Source organism: Mesorhizobium sp. C264A, assembly GCF_040324515.1.
Lineage (GTDB): Bacteria > Pseudomonadota > Alphaproteobacteria > Rhizobiales > Rhizobiaceae > Mesorhizobium.
On sequence record NZ_JAMYVY010000001.1, the window covers coordinates 3,474,157 to 3,491,159 of the forward strand.

The 17,003-nt window shown below is 63.9% G+C and carries 14 protein-coding genes and 2 pseudogenes; 8 read left to right on the forward strand and 8 right to left on the reverse strand.

The window, feature by feature from the left end:
* The first annotated feature begins 48 nt into the window (after nucleotides 1-48).
* From NKL04_RS17145 to NKL04_RS17165, 5 genes and pseudogenes are all read left to right on the forward strand, one after another.
* Nucleotides 49-1,019, forward strand: a pseudogene (locus NKL04_RS17145) (sugar-binding transcriptional regulator).
* 92 nt (nucleotides 1,020-1,111) lie between these two features.
* On the forward strand, nucleotides 1,112-3,166 hold the full coding sequence (locus tag NKL04_RS17150; RefSeq protein ID WP_352723879.1) for a bifunctional aldolase/short-chain dehydrogenase: 2,055 nt from the start codon (nucleotides 1,112-1,114) through the stop codon (nucleotides 3,164-3,166).
* A gap of 214 nt (nucleotides 3,167-3,380) precedes the next feature.
* Nucleotides 3,381-3,715 (forward strand): annotated as a pseudogene (locus tag NKL04_RS17155) (D-alanine--D-alanine ligase A); the annotation flags it as partial.
* 94 nt (nucleotides 3,716-3,809) lie between these two features.
* Nucleotides 3,810-4,070, forward strand: a complete 261-nt coding sequence (locus tag NKL04_RS17160; RefSeq protein ID WP_023704832.1) for a ribbon-helix-helix domain-containing protein — start codon at nucleotides 3,810-3,812, stop codon at nucleotides 4,068-4,070.
* Nucleotides 4,063-4,350 carry a type II toxin-antitoxin system RelE/ParE family toxin gene (locus tag NKL04_RS17165; protein WP_023701521.1) on the forward strand — a complete coding sequence of 96 codons (288 nt, stop codon included), beginning with the start codon at nucleotides 4,063-4,065 and terminating at the stop codon, nucleotides 4,348-4,350. Before NKL04_RS17160 ends, NKL04_RS17165 begins: the two co-directional genes overlap by 8 nt.
* 71 nt (nucleotides 4,351-4,421) lie before the next feature.
* Here NKL04_RS17165 and NKL04_RS17170 read toward each other — a convergent pair whose 3' ends face one another.
* The 3 genes from NKL04_RS17170 to NKL04_RS17180 form a co-directional block, all read right to left on the reverse strand.
* On the reverse strand, nucleotides 4,422-5,474 hold the full coding sequence (locus NKL04_RS17170; protein ID WP_023692173.1) for a substrate-binding domain-containing protein: 1,053 nt from the start codon (nucleotides 5,472-5,474) through the stop codon (nucleotides 4,422-4,424).
* A 46-nt stretch (nucleotides 5,475-5,520) separates the two neighbouring features.
* Nucleotides 5,521-6,516: an ABC transporter permease gene (locus tag NKL04_RS17175; protein ID WP_023668572.1), complete on the reverse strand. Its 996-nt coding sequence runs from the start codon at nucleotides 6,514-6,516 to the stop codon at nucleotides 5,521-5,523.
* A 74-nt stretch (nucleotides 6,517-6,590) separates the two neighbouring features.
* Entirely contained in the window at nucleotides 6,591-8,102 is a 1,512-nt protein-coding gene (locus tag NKL04_RS17180; protein ID WP_023701522.1) for a sugar ABC transporter ATP-binding protein, read from the reverse strand.
* A gap of 137 nt (nucleotides 8,103-8,239) precedes the next feature.
* Here NKL04_RS17180 and mtnK point away from each other — a divergent pair, with 137 nt between their 5' ends.
* The 3 genes from mtnK (at nucleotide 8,240) to fba (ending at nucleotide 11,980) form a co-directional block, all read left to right on the forward strand.
* A complete protein-coding gene (gene mtnK, locus NKL04_RS17185; RefSeq protein WP_023668574.1) occupies nucleotides 8,240-9,508 on the forward strand; it encodes an S-methyl-5-thioribose kinase in 1,269 nt (422 codons plus the stop codon).
* Nucleotides 9,505-10,599, forward strand: coding sequence for an S-methyl-5-thioribose-1-phosphate isomerase (gene mtnA / locus NKL04_RS17190; protein WP_023668575.1), 1,095 nt, complete (start codon nucleotides 9,505-9,507; stop codon nucleotides 10,597-10,599). The genes mtnK and mtnA overlap by 4 nt, the downstream gene beginning before the upstream one ends.
* Nucleotides 10,600-10,915: 316 nt before the next feature.
* Nucleotides 10,916-11,980: a class II fructose-bisphosphate aldolase gene (fba, locus tag NKL04_RS17195; RefSeq protein ID WP_031209463.1), complete on the forward strand. Its 1,065-nt coding sequence runs from the start codon at nucleotides 10,916-10,918 to the stop codon at nucleotides 11,978-11,980.
* 159 nt (nucleotides 11,981-12,139) lie between these two features.
* Here the strand turns inward: fba and NKL04_RS17200 are convergent, their stop codons facing one another.
* The 5 genes from NKL04_RS17200 to NKL04_RS17220 all read right to left on the reverse strand — a co-directional run bounded on the left by NKL04_RS17200 (nucleotide 12,140) and on the right by NKL04_RS17220 (nucleotide 16,902).
* Nucleotides 12,140-13,246: an isopenicillin N synthase family dioxygenase gene (locus NKL04_RS17200; protein ID WP_023701524.1), complete on the reverse strand. Its 1,107-nt coding sequence runs from the start codon at nucleotides 13,244-13,246 to the stop codon at nucleotides 12,140-12,142.
* Between the two features lie 136 nt (nucleotides 13,247-13,382).
* A complete protein-coding gene (locus NKL04_RS17205; protein WP_023668578.1) occupies nucleotides 13,383-14,039 on the reverse strand; it encodes a methionine ABC transporter permease in 657 nt (218 codons plus the stop codon).
* Nucleotides 14,020-15,108: a methionine ABC transporter ATP-binding protein gene (locus NKL04_RS17210; RefSeq protein ID WP_023687042.1), complete on the reverse strand. Its 1,089-nt coding sequence runs from the start codon at nucleotides 15,106-15,108 to the stop codon at nucleotides 14,020-14,022. Before NKL04_RS17210 ends, NKL04_RS17205 begins: the two co-directional genes overlap by 20 nt.
* An 83-nt stretch (nucleotides 15,109-15,191) precedes the next feature.
* The gene (locus tag NKL04_RS17215) at nucleotides 15,192-16,046 is read right to left on the reverse strand and encodes a MetQ/NlpA family lipoprotein (protein WP_023701526.1); all 855 of its coding nucleotides are present in this window, start codon (nucleotides 16,044-16,046) and stop codon (nucleotides 15,192-15,194) included.
* A gap of 172 nt (nucleotides 16,047-16,218) precedes the next feature.
* Nucleotides 16,219-16,902, reverse strand: coding sequence for an SDR family NAD(P)-dependent oxidoreductase (locus tag NKL04_RS17220; protein WP_023701527.1), 684 nt, complete (start codon nucleotides 16,900-16,902; stop codon nucleotides 16,219-16,221).
* Nucleotides 16,903-17,003 lie beyond the last annotated feature (101 nt).

The following is a 17,003-nucleotide window of genomic DNA, read 5'->3' on the forward strand; positions in this document are numbered from 1 at the left end:
GTTTGACTTTTGTCGAGAGCCGTGAATAATGTCAGCCGAGGAGACGGCATGGCGATCCGACCGGCAGAACAGCTTATCCACAAGGCCGCATGGCTCTATTATGCCCATGGCCTGCGCCAGGACCAGGTCGCCAGCCAGCTTAACATCTCCCGCGCCTCGGTCGCCATGTATTTGCGCAAGGCGCGCGAGACCGGCATCGTCAACATCTCGACCTCGACGCAGCTGTTCACCGACGACGTGCTTGCGCGCCAGCTCGAGGACGCGCTCAAGCTTGATGCGGTGTGGATCGCGCCGGAGAATGCCTATGTCGTCGACCCTTCGACGGACGTTGCGGTGCTGGCGGCGGGCGTCTTTCTCGAACTGGTCAAGAAGGGCGACCGGATCGGCGTCGCCTGGGGCCGCACCGTCTACACCATCGCCGACGTCATGTCCTATGCCGACCTGCAGGACGTCACCGTTGTGCAGCTCTGCGGCAATCTCGGCGCGCCCTACTCCTACCGTCCCGACCAGTGCACGATGGAGATCGCCCGGCGGCTCAACGCCAAGGGCCTCAATTTCTACGCGCCGCTGGTGCTGACGACGGAATTGCTGGCGCATGGGCTGCGCGCCGAACCGGTGATCCGCGAACAACTGGCCGATATTGCCAACTGCGATCTGGCGCTCTATTCGGTCGGCACCGTCGATGGCGACAGCCATGTCGTCAAATGCGGCGCGCTCAGCCCCGGCGAGATGGGCTGTTGCGCGAAGCGGGCGCCGCCGGCGTCGTTGCCGGCCAGATCATCGATGCCGCCGGCAAGGCGCTCGACTGCAGCTACAACCGCCGCGTCATCTCGGCCTCGCTGTCGTCACTGCGCCAGATCGAAAAGCGGCTGATGGTGGTGCAGGAAGACAGCAAGTTCGAACCGCTGCTCGCAGCACTCGCCGGCGGACTCTGCACGCATCTGGTCGTCGGCGCCGGCATGGCGCGGCGGCTGCTCGAATATGCCGGAGCCAGCGCGGGGGCAAAAAAGGCTTCCTGACAAACGAAATCCTTGCAGCGGCGCATTGTCATCAAGGCGTCGCGGCACTCCTGTTCACAGCAACATCAAGACAGCAAAGCGGACATAGCGACATGAAGAACCTTTGGAATGACGACGACGCGGAAAGACTTGTTGCCGACTATGCGAAAAAGGGCGTTGCCCGCGACCTCGCGCTGCGCGTCTACACGACCCGGCTGCTCGGCGGCGAGCCGCGGCTGGTGCTGCATGGCGGCGGCAACACCTCCTGCAAGACCAAGGCCACCGATTTCGTCGGCGACGAATGGGATGTGCTGTGCGTCAAGGGCAGCGGCTGGGACATGGGTGTGATCGAGCCGCAAGGCCTGCCGGCGGTCAAGCTAGGCCCGCTTTTGAAGGCGCGTGCGCTGGCCAGCCTCGCCGACGAGGACATGGTGGCGCTGCAGCGGGCGAACCTCATCGACCCCGCCTCCCCCAATCCGTCGGTCGAGACGCTGCTGCACGCCTTCCTGCCGCATAAATTCGTCGACCACACGCATTCGACCGCGATCCTCGCCATCGTCGACCAGGCGGACAGCAAGCCGCTGATCAAGACCATGTTCGGCGACAAGATGGGATACGTGCCCTATATCAAGCCCGGCTTCGACCTCGCCAAGGTGGCCGCCGATGTCTACGACGCCGACCCCAGCGTCGAAGGCCTGATCCTCGACAAGCATGGCATCTTCACCTTCGGCGACGATGCCAGGCAGGCTTACGACCGGATGATCCACTATGTGAACGTGGCCGAGGACTATGTCGCCAAGCACGGCAAGCCGCAGCCGGCCAAGGTCACGCTGCCGGCAAAGCTGGCGACGCCCGCGGCAATCGCGCCCATGCTGCGCGGCGCGGTGGCGGTATCGCGTGGCGAAGGCCGCTTCGATCGCATGATCAGCGATTTCCGCACTTCGGACGCCATCGTCGATTTCATCAACTCAGCCGGCATTGCAGACTATGCCGGACGCGGCGTGTCGACGCCCGATCTGTCGATCCGCATCAAGACCGGACCGATGGCGGTTCCGGCGCCAGACGCCGACAAGGCCGGCGACTACAAGGCCGTCATCAAGAGCCATGTCGACGCCTTCGCCAACGACTACCGCGCCTATTTCGAAACCAATGACGCGCTGGACGACGTCGAGCGCACCATGCTCGACCCGATGCCGCGGCTGACGCTGGTGCCGGGCCTCGGCATGTTCGGCCATGGCCGCACGCTGAAGGATGCGAAGATCGCATCTGACGTCGGCGAGATGTGGATCGAGGCGGTGCGCGGCGCCGAGGCCGTCGGCAGTTTCCATCCTCTATCGAAGGCCGATCTCTTCCCGCTGGAGTACTGGTCGCTTGAGCAGGCCAAGCTCGCCTCCAACAAGCCGAAGCCGCTGACCGGCCAGGTGGTGCTGATCACCGGCGGCGCCGGCGCGATCGGTGCAGCGACGGCAAAACTGTTCGCCGCCAATGGCGCGCATGCCGTCGTCGTCGATCTCGATGCGGTCAGGGCGGCCGAGGCGGCAAAGGCAGCCGGCAACAATTCGATCGGCGTCGGCGCCGACATCACCAGCCCGGCCGAGATGCGCGCCGCCTTCGACAAAGCTGTCGCTGTCTATGGCGGCGTCGACATTCTGGTCTCCAACGCCGGTGCCGCCTGGGAAGGCCGCATCGGCGAGCTCGACGATGCCCTGCTGCGCAAGAGTTTCGAGCTCAACTTCTTCGCCCACCAGTCGGCGGCGCAGAACGCGGTGCGCATCATGCTGGAACAGGGCACCGGCGGTGTGTTGTTGTTCAACACCTCCAAGCAGGCGGTCAACCCGGGTCCGAAATTCGGCGCCTATGGTGTGCCGAAGGCGGCGACGCTATTCCTGTCCCGGCAATATGCGCTCGACTACGGCGCGCACGGCATCCGCTCCAATGCGGTCAACGCCGACCGCATCCGCTCCGGCCTGTTGACCGACGCCATGATCGCCAGCCGTTCCGGCGCGCGCGGAGTGTCGGAGAAGGAATACATGTCGGGCAATCTGCTCGGACAGGAGGTGACGGCAGAAGACGTGGCGCAGGCCTTCCTGCACCAAGCATTGGCCGAACGCACCACCGCCGATGTGACGACGGTCGACGGTGGCAACATCGCCGCAGCGCTGCGCTAGACATAGACCTGGAGCGGTTCATCGTTCACCAAAACGACGAACCGCTCTCCCACCTGAAGGACTCCAGGCGGAGAACTGCTTTTGCAGGTCGTGCTGAAAAACTGCTCGAACTGGTCAAAATCCACTCCAATCCTTGGCCTATTGCTCGACCACTTTAGGGCGCGCCTTGTGTTTCGCATGCGAGCTCCGACCCTGATCCTTGGTGGAGTTGTCGATGGCTGCGAAGAGACTTCGTGTCGGCGTGCTGTTCGGCGGGCGCTCCGCCGAGCATGAGGTTTCGCTGCTTTCGGCAACCATGTCATGCGTACTCTGGATCGGCGAAATACGACTCCGTTCCCACCTTCGTCACCCGCGAAGGCCAATGGCTGCTGAGCGATTTCAAGGACGGCGCGCTGGCGACACCTTCTGATGGGACGCAGCTTTGCCTGCCGCCGGGCGGGCATGGCGGATGCTGGCGATCCCGCCAAGGGCGCCGCATGACCTGCCTGCCATCGAATATGGTGTTCCGGTGCTGCACGCCTGCATGGCGAGGACGGCGCGGTGGCTGGTGCGCGTCGGGCGGTCATGATGCAGGGGCAGATTCCTAACAGATATTGTTAGATCTTGTTGGCTGCATTATAATGTGGGTATGAAAAACGAACCTATGCGCACCCTCACCATATCCCTTACCGCGCAGCAGATAGCTCGCCTGCAAAGCGCTATCGAAGGTGGCGGTTATGCTTCCAACAGCGAGATTGTCCGCGACGCCCTGCGCTTATGGGAGCAGCGCGAGGAATTGCGCACGCTCGAACTCCAGCACTTGAAGCGGGCCTATGCCGACGGGATGGGCAGCGGCAAGCCAGTGGCTGTCGACCACACCGAGTTCATTCGCAGCCTGAAGGCAGAACGCCGCGCCCGTGGCTAGCCATCGGCTCACACCGCGCGCTTCGCAGGATTTGCGAGACATCTGGCACACCATCGCCGCCGACAATGAAAAGGCAGCAGACAGACTGTTGATGCGCATTTTCGAAAGACTGGAGCTGGCGGCGCAGCACCCCAAGATGGGCAGCGCACGGCCCGAGTTAAGCGCAACGGCCCGCGTGCTCGTCGAAGACCGCTATATCATCATCTACGAGCCGCAGCCCGATGGTGTTATCGCTGTGGCGATTGTCCTCGGGATGCGCGATCCAGACCATTGGTTGTAGGCCGGCAGGCTTACCATCAATATGAAAAGAGCGGCCAATAGCCGCCCTTCGCATCTATCAGACGACCGATCCTACTTCGCGTTCGGGTTCGGCATCCAGGCCGGCATGGCGACATCGGCATGGGCGAATTGCGGCAGCTTGGCCGACAGGTCCTCCATGTTCTTGATGTCCTTGTCGATCAGGTCCTTCTGGGTGATCAGCGTCGGCGGCACGATGACGTTGTGGCCGGGATCTTCACCTGCGAGCAGCTGCGCCAGCGCGCGCACCGAGACCTGGCCGACGACGGCAGGGTTGGTGGCGGCGGTGGCGGCCCAGGCGCTGTCGGTCTCGCGCATGGCCGCGATGTCCGAGGTAGAGATGTCGGCGGAGTAGATCTTGATCTTCTTGTTCAGCCCCGCCTCGTCGACGGCGATCTTCACACCCTTGGCGAACTCGTCATAGGGCGCGAACATCACATTGATGTCGGGATGCGCCTGCAGCACCGAGCGCGCCTGGTTGGCGACCGAGTTGGCGATCGGGTTGTCGAGCGTGCCGAACATCGCGACTTCCTTGATGCCGGCATGTTTCTTCTTCACGTCGACCCAGGTCTCGTTGCGGCGGTCGAGCGGCGCGATGCCAGCGACATAGACATAGCCGGCGTTCCAGCTCTCGCCATTGTCCTTGACCGCCTGCTCGAGCGCCAGGCGCGCAAGGTCCTTGTCGGACTGTTCGATCTGCGGGATCTTGGGGTTTTCGACATTGACGTCGAAGGCGACGACCTTGATGCCGGCATCGACCGCGCGCTGGGCGGCGTCCTTCATCGATTCCGTCAGGCCGTGCTGGATGATGATGCCCTGCACGCCGAGTGCGATGGCCTGGTCGACCATGTCGGATTGAAGGGCGGCGTCCTGGCGGCTGTCGAGCACGCGCAGATCGATGCCGAGCGCCTTGGACTGGGACTCGACGCCGGAGAGATAGGCCTGGAAGAAATCGCCGGTCGAGAGATAGCGCACCAGCGCGATCTTGACGCCGGGCTTGTCGAACGGCGCCGGCTTGTCGGCGGCAAAGGCCGGGACCTGCATCAGCATTGTTGCGCCGGCCAATCCGAGCGCGACCTTCCCCAAAAGTCGTCTTGTGATGTTCACGTTCTTTCCTCCGTTTGTTGAACCCAAAACTGTCCCGGCAGCCATTCTATCTCCTGCCCCGGCCGGAAAGGGCGAAGGTAAAGACAAGGGCGACGACGAGAACCACGCCCTTGACGAAATCCTGCGTGTAGTAAGGCGCGTTCATCATCGTCAGGCCTTGCAGCAGGATGCCGACGAACAGCGCGCCGATGGCGGTGCCGAAGGCGTTCGGCTTGGCGGCGCCGAGCACCGCGTAGCCGATCAGCGCCGCGGCAACCGCATCGAGCAGCAGATTATTACCCGACGCGATGTCACCGCGTCCAAGCCGTGCGGCCAGCAAAATCCCGCCGATCGAGGCAAAAACTCCTGAAATGACGTAGGCCCAGATTTTGTATGCCTTGACAGGCGCGCCGGCGAGTTCGGCGGCCCGTTCATTGCTGCCCACGGCATACATCATGCGGCCGAAGCGTGTGTATTCGAGGAAGAACCAGATCAGCACGGCGAGCACGATCAGCACGACCACCGAGACCGGAATGAGGTTCGGGATGAAGAAGTCGAAGCGGTGGCGGCCGAGCGCCAGGAAGGCGTCGGAGAATTTGCCGTTGGCGACCGAGCCGTCCGGCATTGTCATACCGGTGGCGATGGAGCGTCCTTCAGTCGGGATGCGCTGGAGGCCGACGAGCAGGAACATCATGCCGAGCGTCGCCAGCAGATCGGGCACGCGCATATAGACGATCAGCCAGCCATTGATGAGGCCGACAAGGGCGCCGATGAGCAGGCAGATGAGGACAGCGACGACCACGTTCTGCTCCAGCACCACCATGACATAGGCAGCCGCCATCATGGCCGATGTGGCAACCGAGCCGATCGAGAGATCGAAGCCGCCGACAACCAGTGTGGCGGTGACGCCCAGCGCCAGCACGCCGGTGATGGCGACCGACTGGAAAATGAAGACGGCACTTTGCGGCGAGACGAACCCGTCGGCGGCGATGGCGAAATACGCGATCAGCCCGAACAGAAGCACGATGAACCCATAGCGGATGGCGTAATCGCGCAGCGTCATTCAGCGCCCGCCGTCAATACCCAACTCAAACCCGTGCACTCCATTCCAACCTTCAGTTCTTCAATCATCGTGGCTCAGGCCGCACTGTGCAACGGCCCGCCCGCGACTTCGGCCAGCAGACGGTCGAGATCGACATCGGCGTTGCGGTGTTCGCCGACGATGGTCTGCTCGGACATCACCAATATGCGATCGGCCGTCTCCAGTGCCTCGTCGAGTTCGGTGACGAACAGCAGCGTGGCGCGGCCATTGGCGCTGGCCCTCAGCTTGGCGGCGATGTCGCGCCTGGCGGAGATATCGACGCCCTGGAACGGTTCGTCGAGAATGAACAATCGGGCGTCCTGCGCCATCCAGCGGGCCACCATCACCTTCTGCTGGTTGCCGCCCGACAGAGTGGTCATCTCGTCCTTCTCCGAGCGGCAGACGATGCCGAGATCCTCGATCTGCCGGCGGGCAATAGTGCGTTCAAGGCCGCGTTTGAGAACTGAAAAGCGCGACATGCGCTTGTGGAAGGGCAGGCTGATGTTTTCCTGGATGTTGAAGCCGCCGACGATGCCGTTTTCGCCACGGTCCTTGGCGACCAGAAACACGCCGGCGGCGATGGCTTCGCCGGTCGACGCGGGCGCATAGGGCTTGCCATATAAAGTCATCGTGCCGGACAGCGGTTTGCGCAAGCCGAACAGCGTCTCGGCGAGCGCGGTCTTGCCGACGCCGACGAGGCCGGTAATGGCAACGACCTCGCCGTCGCCGAGAGTCAGCGAGAATGGCCGGGCACCAGGGGCGATGCGGAAGGCATCGACGGTCAGGATCGGCTCGGCAGAACTCCTGGCTTCGATGCGGTCAAGATGGATCTTGCGGCCGAGCATGGCGTTAACGGCGCCCTCATAGTCGAGAGGCTTGCTGTCGAAGACGCCTGAGATGACGCCATCGCGCATCGAGACGATGCGGTCGGCCAGCCGCCTGATATCCGACATGCGATGCGAGATGTAGAGGATGGCGACGCCCTGCTCGCGCAAGCGGTCGAGCAGCGCAAACAGCCGGTCGGCCTCGGCGCTGGACAGCGACGAGGTCGGCTCGTCGAGGATCAGCACTTTCGGCTGGTGCGCCATGGCGCGCGCGATGGCCACCATCTGGCGATCGGCCAGCGACAGGTCGCTGATGCGGGCCTTGAGGTCAATGGCGAGCCCCATGCGGTCGGCCACCGCTTTGGCTTCGCGGCGCACCCGGCCGGGGTTGAACAGCAGCGGCGCGCCCTTGCCGCTCAGCCGGTCGAGCGTCAGATTGGTGGCGACATCGAGATCGGCGACGACGCCGTCATTGATGTTTTGGTGCACGGTAACGACACCGGCGCGGATCGCCTCTGCCGGCGTGTTCGGCACAAAGTTGCCGCCAGCGAGGTGCATGATGCCGCCGTCATGGTCGTAGACGCCGCTGATGATCTTGACGAGGGTGGACTTGCCGGCGCCGTTGGCGCCCATCAGCACGGTGATCTCACCGGCATGCAGTTCGAGCGAGACGCCGCCAAGCACCTCGATATGGCCGAAGGATTTCCTCAGCCCGTCCACGCGGAACACGGCATCATTGCCCATTCGTTCCTCCCTGAAGATGACGCTATGGGCTACGTCATCAATTGTCAACTCGATTGACAATTGCCAGTCAGCTTCCTAGCTTGGCCTCACCGCCATCGCTCCACTATGATTGGAGCGAGCAAGCGGGAGGGTGAGGAATGACTGCGAAATTGCCGTTTGAAGCACTGTCGGTGGAGACGCTTGCAACGCGCCTCGGTACGAACGAAGCGCTGTGCGCCAAAATCGGCAAGGGCCCTTGGAAGGTGCGCGAGGTCGGCGACGGCAATCTGAACCTCGTCTTCATCGTCGAAGGCGGCTCGGGTGCGGCCGTGGTCAAGCAGGCCCTGCCCTATGTTCGCCTCGTCGGCGACAGCTGGCCGTTGCCGCTCAAACGCTCCTTCTTCGAGTATCACGCGCTGACGCGGCAAGAGGCGCGCGCGCCGGGCTCGGTGCCGGCGATCCTCCATTTTGACGAAGCCCAGGCGCTGATCATCATGGAATATCTGGCGCCGCCGCACATCATCCTGCGCCGTGCCCTGATCGACGGCCGCGAGTTGCCAAATATCGCCCGCGACATCGGCCTGTTCATGGCCCGCACTTTGTTCCGCGGCTCTGATCTCTCCATGCCCACCAAGGACCGCAAGGCCGACCTGGCGCTGTTTGCCGACAATGTCGAGCTCTGCGGCATCACCGAAGACCTGGTGTTTTCCGACCCATATTTCGATGCCAAGCTGAACCGGCACACCTCGCCGCAGCTCGACGGCCTGGTTGCCGAACTGCGCGCCGACCGCGACCTCAAGGTCGAAGCGCAGCGGCTGAAGCATATCTTCGCCGCCAACGCCGAGACGCTGCTGCATGGCGACCTGCATTCGGGCTCGATCATGGTCACCGACACCGAGACGCGGATGATCGATCCGGAGTTCGCCTTCTACGGTCCGATGGCCTTCGATGTAGGCATGCTGCTCGCCAATTTCTGGATGTCCTACTTCTCGCAGCGCGGCCATGAACAGAAGGGCAAGCGTGACGCCATGCGTGCCTATCTGCTCGGGGTGACCAACGACACCTGGACGGTGTTCCGCGCCGAGTTCTCGCATCTATGGCGCACCGAGCGCACCGGCATGCTTTACCAGAAGAGCCTGTTCGAGGATCAGGGCGACATTCTCGCCTCGGAGCAGGCGCTCGACCATGTGCTGCACCAGATCTGGACCGACCTCTTGGGCTTTGCCGGCATCGAGGTGCACCGGCGCATCCTCGGCCTCGCCCACAATGCCGATTTCGAGACCATCGAGGACGAGGATCTGCGAGCCTCCTGCGAGGCCAAGGCGCTGAAATTCGGCCGTCACATCGCCGTCAACCGGCGCCAGATTCACGGCATGGACGAGGTTAATAATCTGGCCGCTTTGATCGAACGGGAGAGCAGGATTTGAACGTCGGCGAGCGCCACTACCGCACCATCTGGCTGAGCGACGACCAGCGTTCGGTCGAGATCATCGACCAGCGCTGGCTGCCGCACGAGTTCCGGGTCGAGACGATCGGGAGCGTTGCCGGCATCGCCACCGCGATCCGTGACATGTGGGTTCGTGGCGCGCCGCTGATCGGCGTCACCGCGGCCTACGGCGTCGCCATCCAGATGGCGGACGATCCGTCTGACGAAGCGCTCGACGCGGTCTGGGAGACACTGCACAAGACGCGGCCGACTGCGATCAATCTACGCTGGGCGCTGGACGAGATGCGGCGGTTCCTAAGGCCGATCGTATTGGGACAGCGCGCGGAGGCGGCCTATAAGCGCGCTGCCGAAATCGCCGACGAGGATGTCGATCTCAATCGCGCCATCGGCGAGAACGGGCTTGCCATCATCAAGGAGATCGCGGCACGCAAGAAGCCGGGCGAGCCGGTCAACATCCTCACCCACTGCAACGCCGGTTGGCTGGCGACGGTCGATTACGGCACCGCCACGTCGCCGATCTATCTCGCCGTCGAGGCCGGCATTCCGGTCCATGTCTATGTCGACGAGACGCGCCCGCGCAACCAGGGCGCCCAGCTGACCGCCTGGGAGATGGCCGGCCACGGCGTGCCGCACACGCTGATCGTCGACAATGCCGGCGGCCATCTGATGCAGCGTGGCGCGGTCGACATGGTGATCGTGGGCACCGACCGCACCACGGCCAATGGCGACGTCTGCAACAAGATCGGCACCTATCTCAAGGCGCTCGCCGCCTCCGATAATGAGGTGCCCTTCTACGTCGCTCTGCCCTCGCCGACCATCGACTGGACGGTGGGTGATGGCCTCACCGAAATCCCGATCGAGGAACGCTCCGGTGACGAGGTGTCGCTGGTCTGGGGCAAGACGGCGGACGGCAAGATCGCGCAGGTTCGGGTTTCGCCCGAAGCGACGCCGGCGGCCAATCCGGCGTTCGATGTGACGCCGGCACGGCTGGTGACGGGGCTGATCACCGAGCGCGGTGTGGCCAAGGCTTCGCGCGAAGGCTTGAAGGCGATGTTCCCCGAACGCGGATAATCTCCCCCCTTGAGGGGGAGATGTCGCCAAAGGCGACAGAGGGGGTCGGCGCGTCCTGACGCGACCTCCCAGCACCGACAGATGATGCTAGCGCTCCAGTCGAACCGACCCCCTCTGACCTGCCGGCCATCTCCCCCTCAATGGGGGAGATTAGCGCCTCACCGGCTGGCTACCGGATTTCAGCCCTGCAACAAGAATTGCGGCCTCGATGGCCGCTGACGGTTGCGGTTCTGGCGAAATCCGGCCAGAAGCATCTAGGCCGGCAATCGGCCGGCCCGCGACGTTGCGCTTGAAACCAGATACGGGAGACTATTGGGTGGCTCGCATAACACTGAGACAATTGCTCGACCACGCCGCCGAGTACGGCTACGGCGTACCCGCTTTCAACATGAACAATATGGAACAGGGCCTCGCCATCATGGAGGCGGCCGAGGAGACCAAGTCGCCGGTCATCCTGCAGGCAAGCCGCGGCGCCCGCGCCTACGCCAATGATGTGGTGCTGGCCAAGCTGATCGACGCGCTGGTCGAAATCCACCCCGACATCCCGGTCTGCATGCATCTCGACCATGGCAACAACGAAGCCACCTGCGTCACCGCCATCCAGTACGGCTTCACCTCGGTGATGATGGACGGCTCGCTGAAAGAGGACGGCAAGACGCCGGCCGACTATGCCTACAATTCCGGAATCACCCGGCGCGTCGTCGACATGGCGCATTGGGGCGGCGTGTCGGTGGAAGGCGAGATCGGTGTGCTCGGTTCGCTTGAGAGCGGCGGCGGCGAGCAGGAAGACGGCCACGGCGTCGAAGGCGCCATCAGCCACGACCAGCTCTTGACCGACCCAGTGCAGGCGGTCGAATTCGTCAAGGACACCCATGTCGATGCGCTGGCTGTCGCCATGGGCACCAGCCACGGCGCCTACAAATTCTCGCGCAAGCCGGACGGCGCGGTGCTGGCGATGAATGTCATCGAGGAAATCCACCGCCGCCTGCCCAACATGCATCTGGTCATGCACGGCTCGTCCTCGGTGCCCGAGGACCTGCAGGAGATCATCAACAAATATGGCGGCCAGATGAAGCCGACCTGGGGCGTGCCGGTGGAAGAGATCCAGCGCGGCATCAAGCACGGCGTGCGCAAGATCAACATCGACACCGACAACCGCATGGCGCTGACCGGCGCCATCCGCAAGGTGCTGACCGAAAACCCGAGCGAGTTCGATCCGCGCAAATATCTGACGCCGGCGATGGGGGCGATGCGCAAGCTGTGCAAGCAGCGCTTCGAGCAGTTCGGCACCGCCGGCAATGCCCAGAAGATCAAGCCGCTGCCGGTAGCTGAGATGGCCAAGCGGTACAAGTCGGGCAGCCTTGATCCGAAGTTTGGGTGAAGTCCCTGGCGCCTCTTCCTTCTCCCCTTGTGGGAAGAAAGAAGAGCTATTGACATAAAAAAGGCCGGGCGCGAAAGCGGCCCGGCCAAAAGAAGGTCAAGAACCTTCAGAGGGGAACACCGCTCGGTGGAATGGGAGGAAACCGCCGAACGATAATTCCTATATGCGCGTATTCGCGGCAGATGGCGACGAACGGCTTTCTAAAACAACGCGAGATTCGGAAATTTCGATCTCGTTTTGAAAGATTTCAGCCGGTGAGGCGCCGGTTTCCAGGAGATCGGCGTAGTGCCGGCGCGCCACGTCGGGATGCGAGCGCAGGCGGCTCTTCAGCACATTGGTGCCGACATTGCGAAACAGCGGATTGTCGGGATCGCTGGCCGGGCCCCGCGCCTCGGCCGCCAGTTCCTCGGGCAGGTCGAGCAGCGGAATCGTGGCGTCGAGCCGGGCGCTGAAGAAGAACGGGACCGAGACGCGCTCGACGCCGGCCGGCGGTGTCACCACACGGTGGACTGTCGCCCGGAGATAGCCGTTCGACGCCAGTTCGAGCAGTTCGCCGATGTTGACCACCAGCGTGTCGGGCAGCGGATCGACGTCGACCCAGGCACCGTCATATTCGACCTGCAGCCCCTTGCTCTCGTCCTGCAACAGAAGCGTCAGGAAACCGCCATCCTTGTGCGCGCCGACGCCCTGGTTGTCGCCGGTGGCGTCGCGGCCGGGGTAGCGCACGATCTTCATGCGATGGTTGGGCTCGGCCCGGTAGACGGGATCGAAGGCGTCCTCGGCCTGATCGAGCGACAAAGCGAAGGCCCGGAGCAGCCGGATCGCCACCGCCGTCGCCTTGGCCTGCCATGCGAGTAGCGCCGGCTTCAGCTCGGGCAGCGTGGCCGGCCACTGGTTGGGCCCTTGCAGCCGCGTCCAGGCGGGCACGCCGGGGCCTTGTTCGATGGCCGGGCGTTCTACGCCGATGTCGAGCTGTTCGCGCCAGTCGGCCTTGCCTTTGGTCAGCTCGCCGCCGGCGCGCGTATAGCCGCGGAACTGCGAGGACTTCACCATTTCGATCGCCAGTTTGTCGGCTTCCGGCAAGGCAAAGAACCGGCGCGAGGCGTCGAGCACTTCTGCGGTATCCGCAGCCGATATGCCGTGGCCGGTCAAATAGAAGAAGCCGACATCGCGCGCGGCCGTGCGCAGGTCGAAGAGAAACGTTCGCCGCTCGGAAGCGCCCTGTTCGAGACGGCCGAGATCAAGCACGGGTACGATCCTGGGCATGGTCAAGCTCCTTGTTCCGCTGTCACGGTGGCACGCAGGCCGGTCCGATCAAAGCAACGCGCAATCCAATCTCGGCGCCGATAGAGAAAGCCGGCGCTGCGTTTGGCAGCCTGCCGGCAAATAACGTTCGTGGCGCTCATCCGCGCCGGTCCAGCCTGGCGACCAGCCGGTCACCGACCCACTGGATGCCGCAAACGAGGATGATCAGCACAATGACCACGGCGACCATGACGCTGGTCTCAAAACGCTGGTAGCCATAGCGGATGGCGAGGTCGCCAAGCCCGCCGGCACCGATGGCGCCGGCCATGGCCGAGGCACCGATCAGCGTTACCAGCGTCACCGTGAAACCGGCGACGATGCCGGGCAATGCTTCGGGCACCAGCACCTCGCGGATGATGGTCCAGCGGTTGCCGCCCATGGCGCGCGCCGCCTCGATCAGGCCGCGATCGACCTCGCGCAGCGACACTTCGGCGATGCGGGCATAGTAAGGCGTCGCCGCAATCGACAACGGCACGATCGCCGCCCAGGTGCCGATCGAGGTGCCGACGATCAGCCGCGTCACCGGGATCAGCGCCACCAGAAGGATGATGAAAGGCACCGAGCGGAAGCCGTTGATGACGGCGCCGAGCGCGCGGTTCACCCACAGGCTTTCGGCAATGCCGCCGCGCTCGGTGGCAATCAATGCCAGGCCGAGCGGCAGCCCGAAGACGAGCGAGATGAGGCCCGATGCCGCCGTCATCAGGACCGTCTCCCAGATCGAACGCAGCAGAAGTTCAAACAGAACCGGCGACATGGCCAAGCACCTCCACCCGCGCGTCGCGGGCCTTCAGGAATGCGATTACTTTCGACAGATGTTTCGGATCATTGCCCGCGACCGCAAGGAACAGCGTGCCGACCGGCTGCTGCTGGACATGGTCGATGCCACCATGGACGAGGCGGAACCGCCCCGGCACCGCCACCGCAAGATCGGACAGCAGCGGACCGCGCGCGGCCTCACCTGCGACGTCGACCCTGAGGATGAGCTCGGCGCCGCCTCCGGGAGCAAGCCGGCCGGCAATCTCGGCCGGCAGTTGCGGGCGGATGCCGCCGAGCAGGCTCCTGGTGATTTCGGAACGCGGCTCGGCAAAGACCGACCACACTGGGCCTTGTTCGACGATGCGGCCGGCATCGATCACCGCGACGCGGTCGGCGATCGAGCGGATCACCTCCATCTCGTGGGTGATGAGCAGGATGGTGAGGCCGAGCTGCCGGTTGATGTCTTTCAGCAAGGCCAGGATGGAGCGCGTCGTCTCCGGATCGAGCGCTGAGGTCGCCTCGTCGGACAGCAGCAGCGCCGGCCGCGCGGCCAGCGCCCTGGCGATGCCGACGCGCTGCTTCTGGCCGCCCGACAGCGAGGACGGATAGGCCTTCGCCTTCTCCGACAGGCCGACGAGGTCGAGCAATTCGGCGGCGCGCGCCAGCCGTTCGGCCTTTGGGCGGCCCTCGATCTTCAGCGGCAGCGCGACATTGTCCTCCACGGTCTTGGCCGACAGCAGATTGAAGTGCTGGAAGATCATGCCGATGCGACGCCGCAGCGGCTGCAATTCACGCTCGCCGAGCCGGCCGATCTCGCGGCCCTCGATGAAGACGTCGCCGGAGTCCGGCCGCTCCAGCCCGTTGAGGCAGCGGATCAGCGTCGACTTGCCGGCGCCGCTGCGGCCGATGATGCCGAGGATCTCGCCCTTGCGCACCGTCAGCGAGACGCCGTCGAGCGCAGGCGTCGCGCCGAAGCGGCGCTTGAGGTCGACCAGGCGTACGACATCTTCCTGCCCGGCCGATATATTGACCGGACCGGATGCTTCGGCCGTGACGTGCTGGTTCATCTCACTGTCCGTTTCGACGCTCGACAAATGCGACGGCGGCCCGCTCAACAGCGGGCCGCCTGCTCCTGACAACCAGGCGCCGATCAATAGGCGCTGATCCCGGTGCCCTTGTAGACCTTGTCGAACTCGGCCTTGACCTTCTCGTTCTGGTAGGACGCGACCAGCGTCTTTACCCAGCCCTCGTTCTCGTTGCCGGATTTCACGGCGATGAAGTTGCGGTAGGGGTTGTCGGCCACCGGCTCCTGGGCGATGCGGTTATCCGGGCCGAGACCGCTCTTCAGCGCCCAGTCGGTGTTGACGACGGCCGCATCGAGATCCTCGACCGAACGCCCGACAATGCCGGCGTCCAGTTCCTTGATGACGACCTTCTTAGGGTTCTCGGCAATGTCGGCGGTGGTCGCCAGGATGCCGGTGCCGTCCTTCAGCTTGATCACGCCTTCGTTCTGCAGAACGCGCAACGCGCGACCCTCATTCGAGGGGTCGTTGGGCAGGCCGATGACGGCGCCTTCGGGCAGGTCGGCAACCTTGGTGTATTTCTTGGAGTAGAGGCCGATCGGCCAGACGCCGGTGTAGCCGACGCGCACGATGTGGTACCCTTGGGTCTTGATCTGGTTGTCGAGATAGGGCTGGTGCTGGAAGGCGTTGGCGTCGATCTCGCCGCGCTCGAGCGCCTCGTTGGGCTGGGTGTAGTCGTTGAACACCACGGTCTCGACGGTCAGGCCTTTTTCGGCGGCCTGGGCGACGACGACGCGCCAGACATCCTCATCCTCGCCGCTGATGATGCCGACCTTGATAGACTTCTTGTCCTCGGCGAAGGACGGCGTCGGCTGAGCCAGACCGACAAGCGTGACGGCCGAGGTAAAAAGTGCCGCAAGGGCAGCTCGCCGGCTGATGGCTGAAAAAAGAAGAGAGCTGGAAGCGTTTCCGCGTTCGGACATTGTCGATCCCTCGTAATCCTGAAGTCATTGCGGCGAGGTGGAATACCAAGCCTTGACGACATCATCGGCAATGCTGCTTGCCGGATCAAAGAACCGCATTTCTTCTCAAACACGAAGCCGGGAATATTCTCTCAAAGATTTCGCAATTGCGAGAACGGTCACGCCGGACCGGTCAGAATGTCTCGACAAAGGGCCGCAGCTCGACCTCGAAGCTCCAGGCGCTGCGATGCTGGCGATGGGTCGCGAGATAGGTCTGCGCGATCGCATCGGGCGACAGCTGGCTGTCCGGTCGCTCGGACTTCGTCCCGACCGGCTCGATCTGGCCGTCGATAATGAAATGGGCGACATGGATGTTCTTCGGGAAGAGTTCGCGCGCCATCGACTGAGCCAGACCGCGCAGGCCGAATTTCGGCATGGCAAAGCCGGCGGAGTTGGGAAAGCCCTTGATGCTGGCGGAGGCGCCGGTGAAAAGAATCGAACCGGAGCCGCGCGCAAGCAGCCGCCGCGCCGCTTGCTGGCCTACCAGGAAGCCGCCATAGGCGCCGACAAGCAAGGCTTGTTTGACCGCATCGGGATCGACCTCGGCGATCGGGCCGCGCGTGCGGCCGCTGGCATTGAAGACGGCAAGGGCCAGCGGGCCTTGCTTGTCGGCGGCGTCAAACAGGCCGGCGACGGAGGCCGGATCGGCGACGTCGGTTTCGACGGCCAGCGCGCCGGTTTCCCCGACCAGCGCCGCGAGTTTGGCCGTGTTGCGGGCGGCCAGCACCACACGATAGCCTTCCGTGGTGAGAAGGCGTGCCAAAGAGGCGCTCAGGCCCGCACCCGCGCCGGCGATCACTGCGACTTCGGATGCCATGTCGTTTCTCCTTGGCGATGACGTGTTCGTCTCATAGCTGGCGTCTTGAGCGGCGAGACGCAAGAACGGCGTTGCTCGATTTTCGCTGTTCGGTGAAAAAC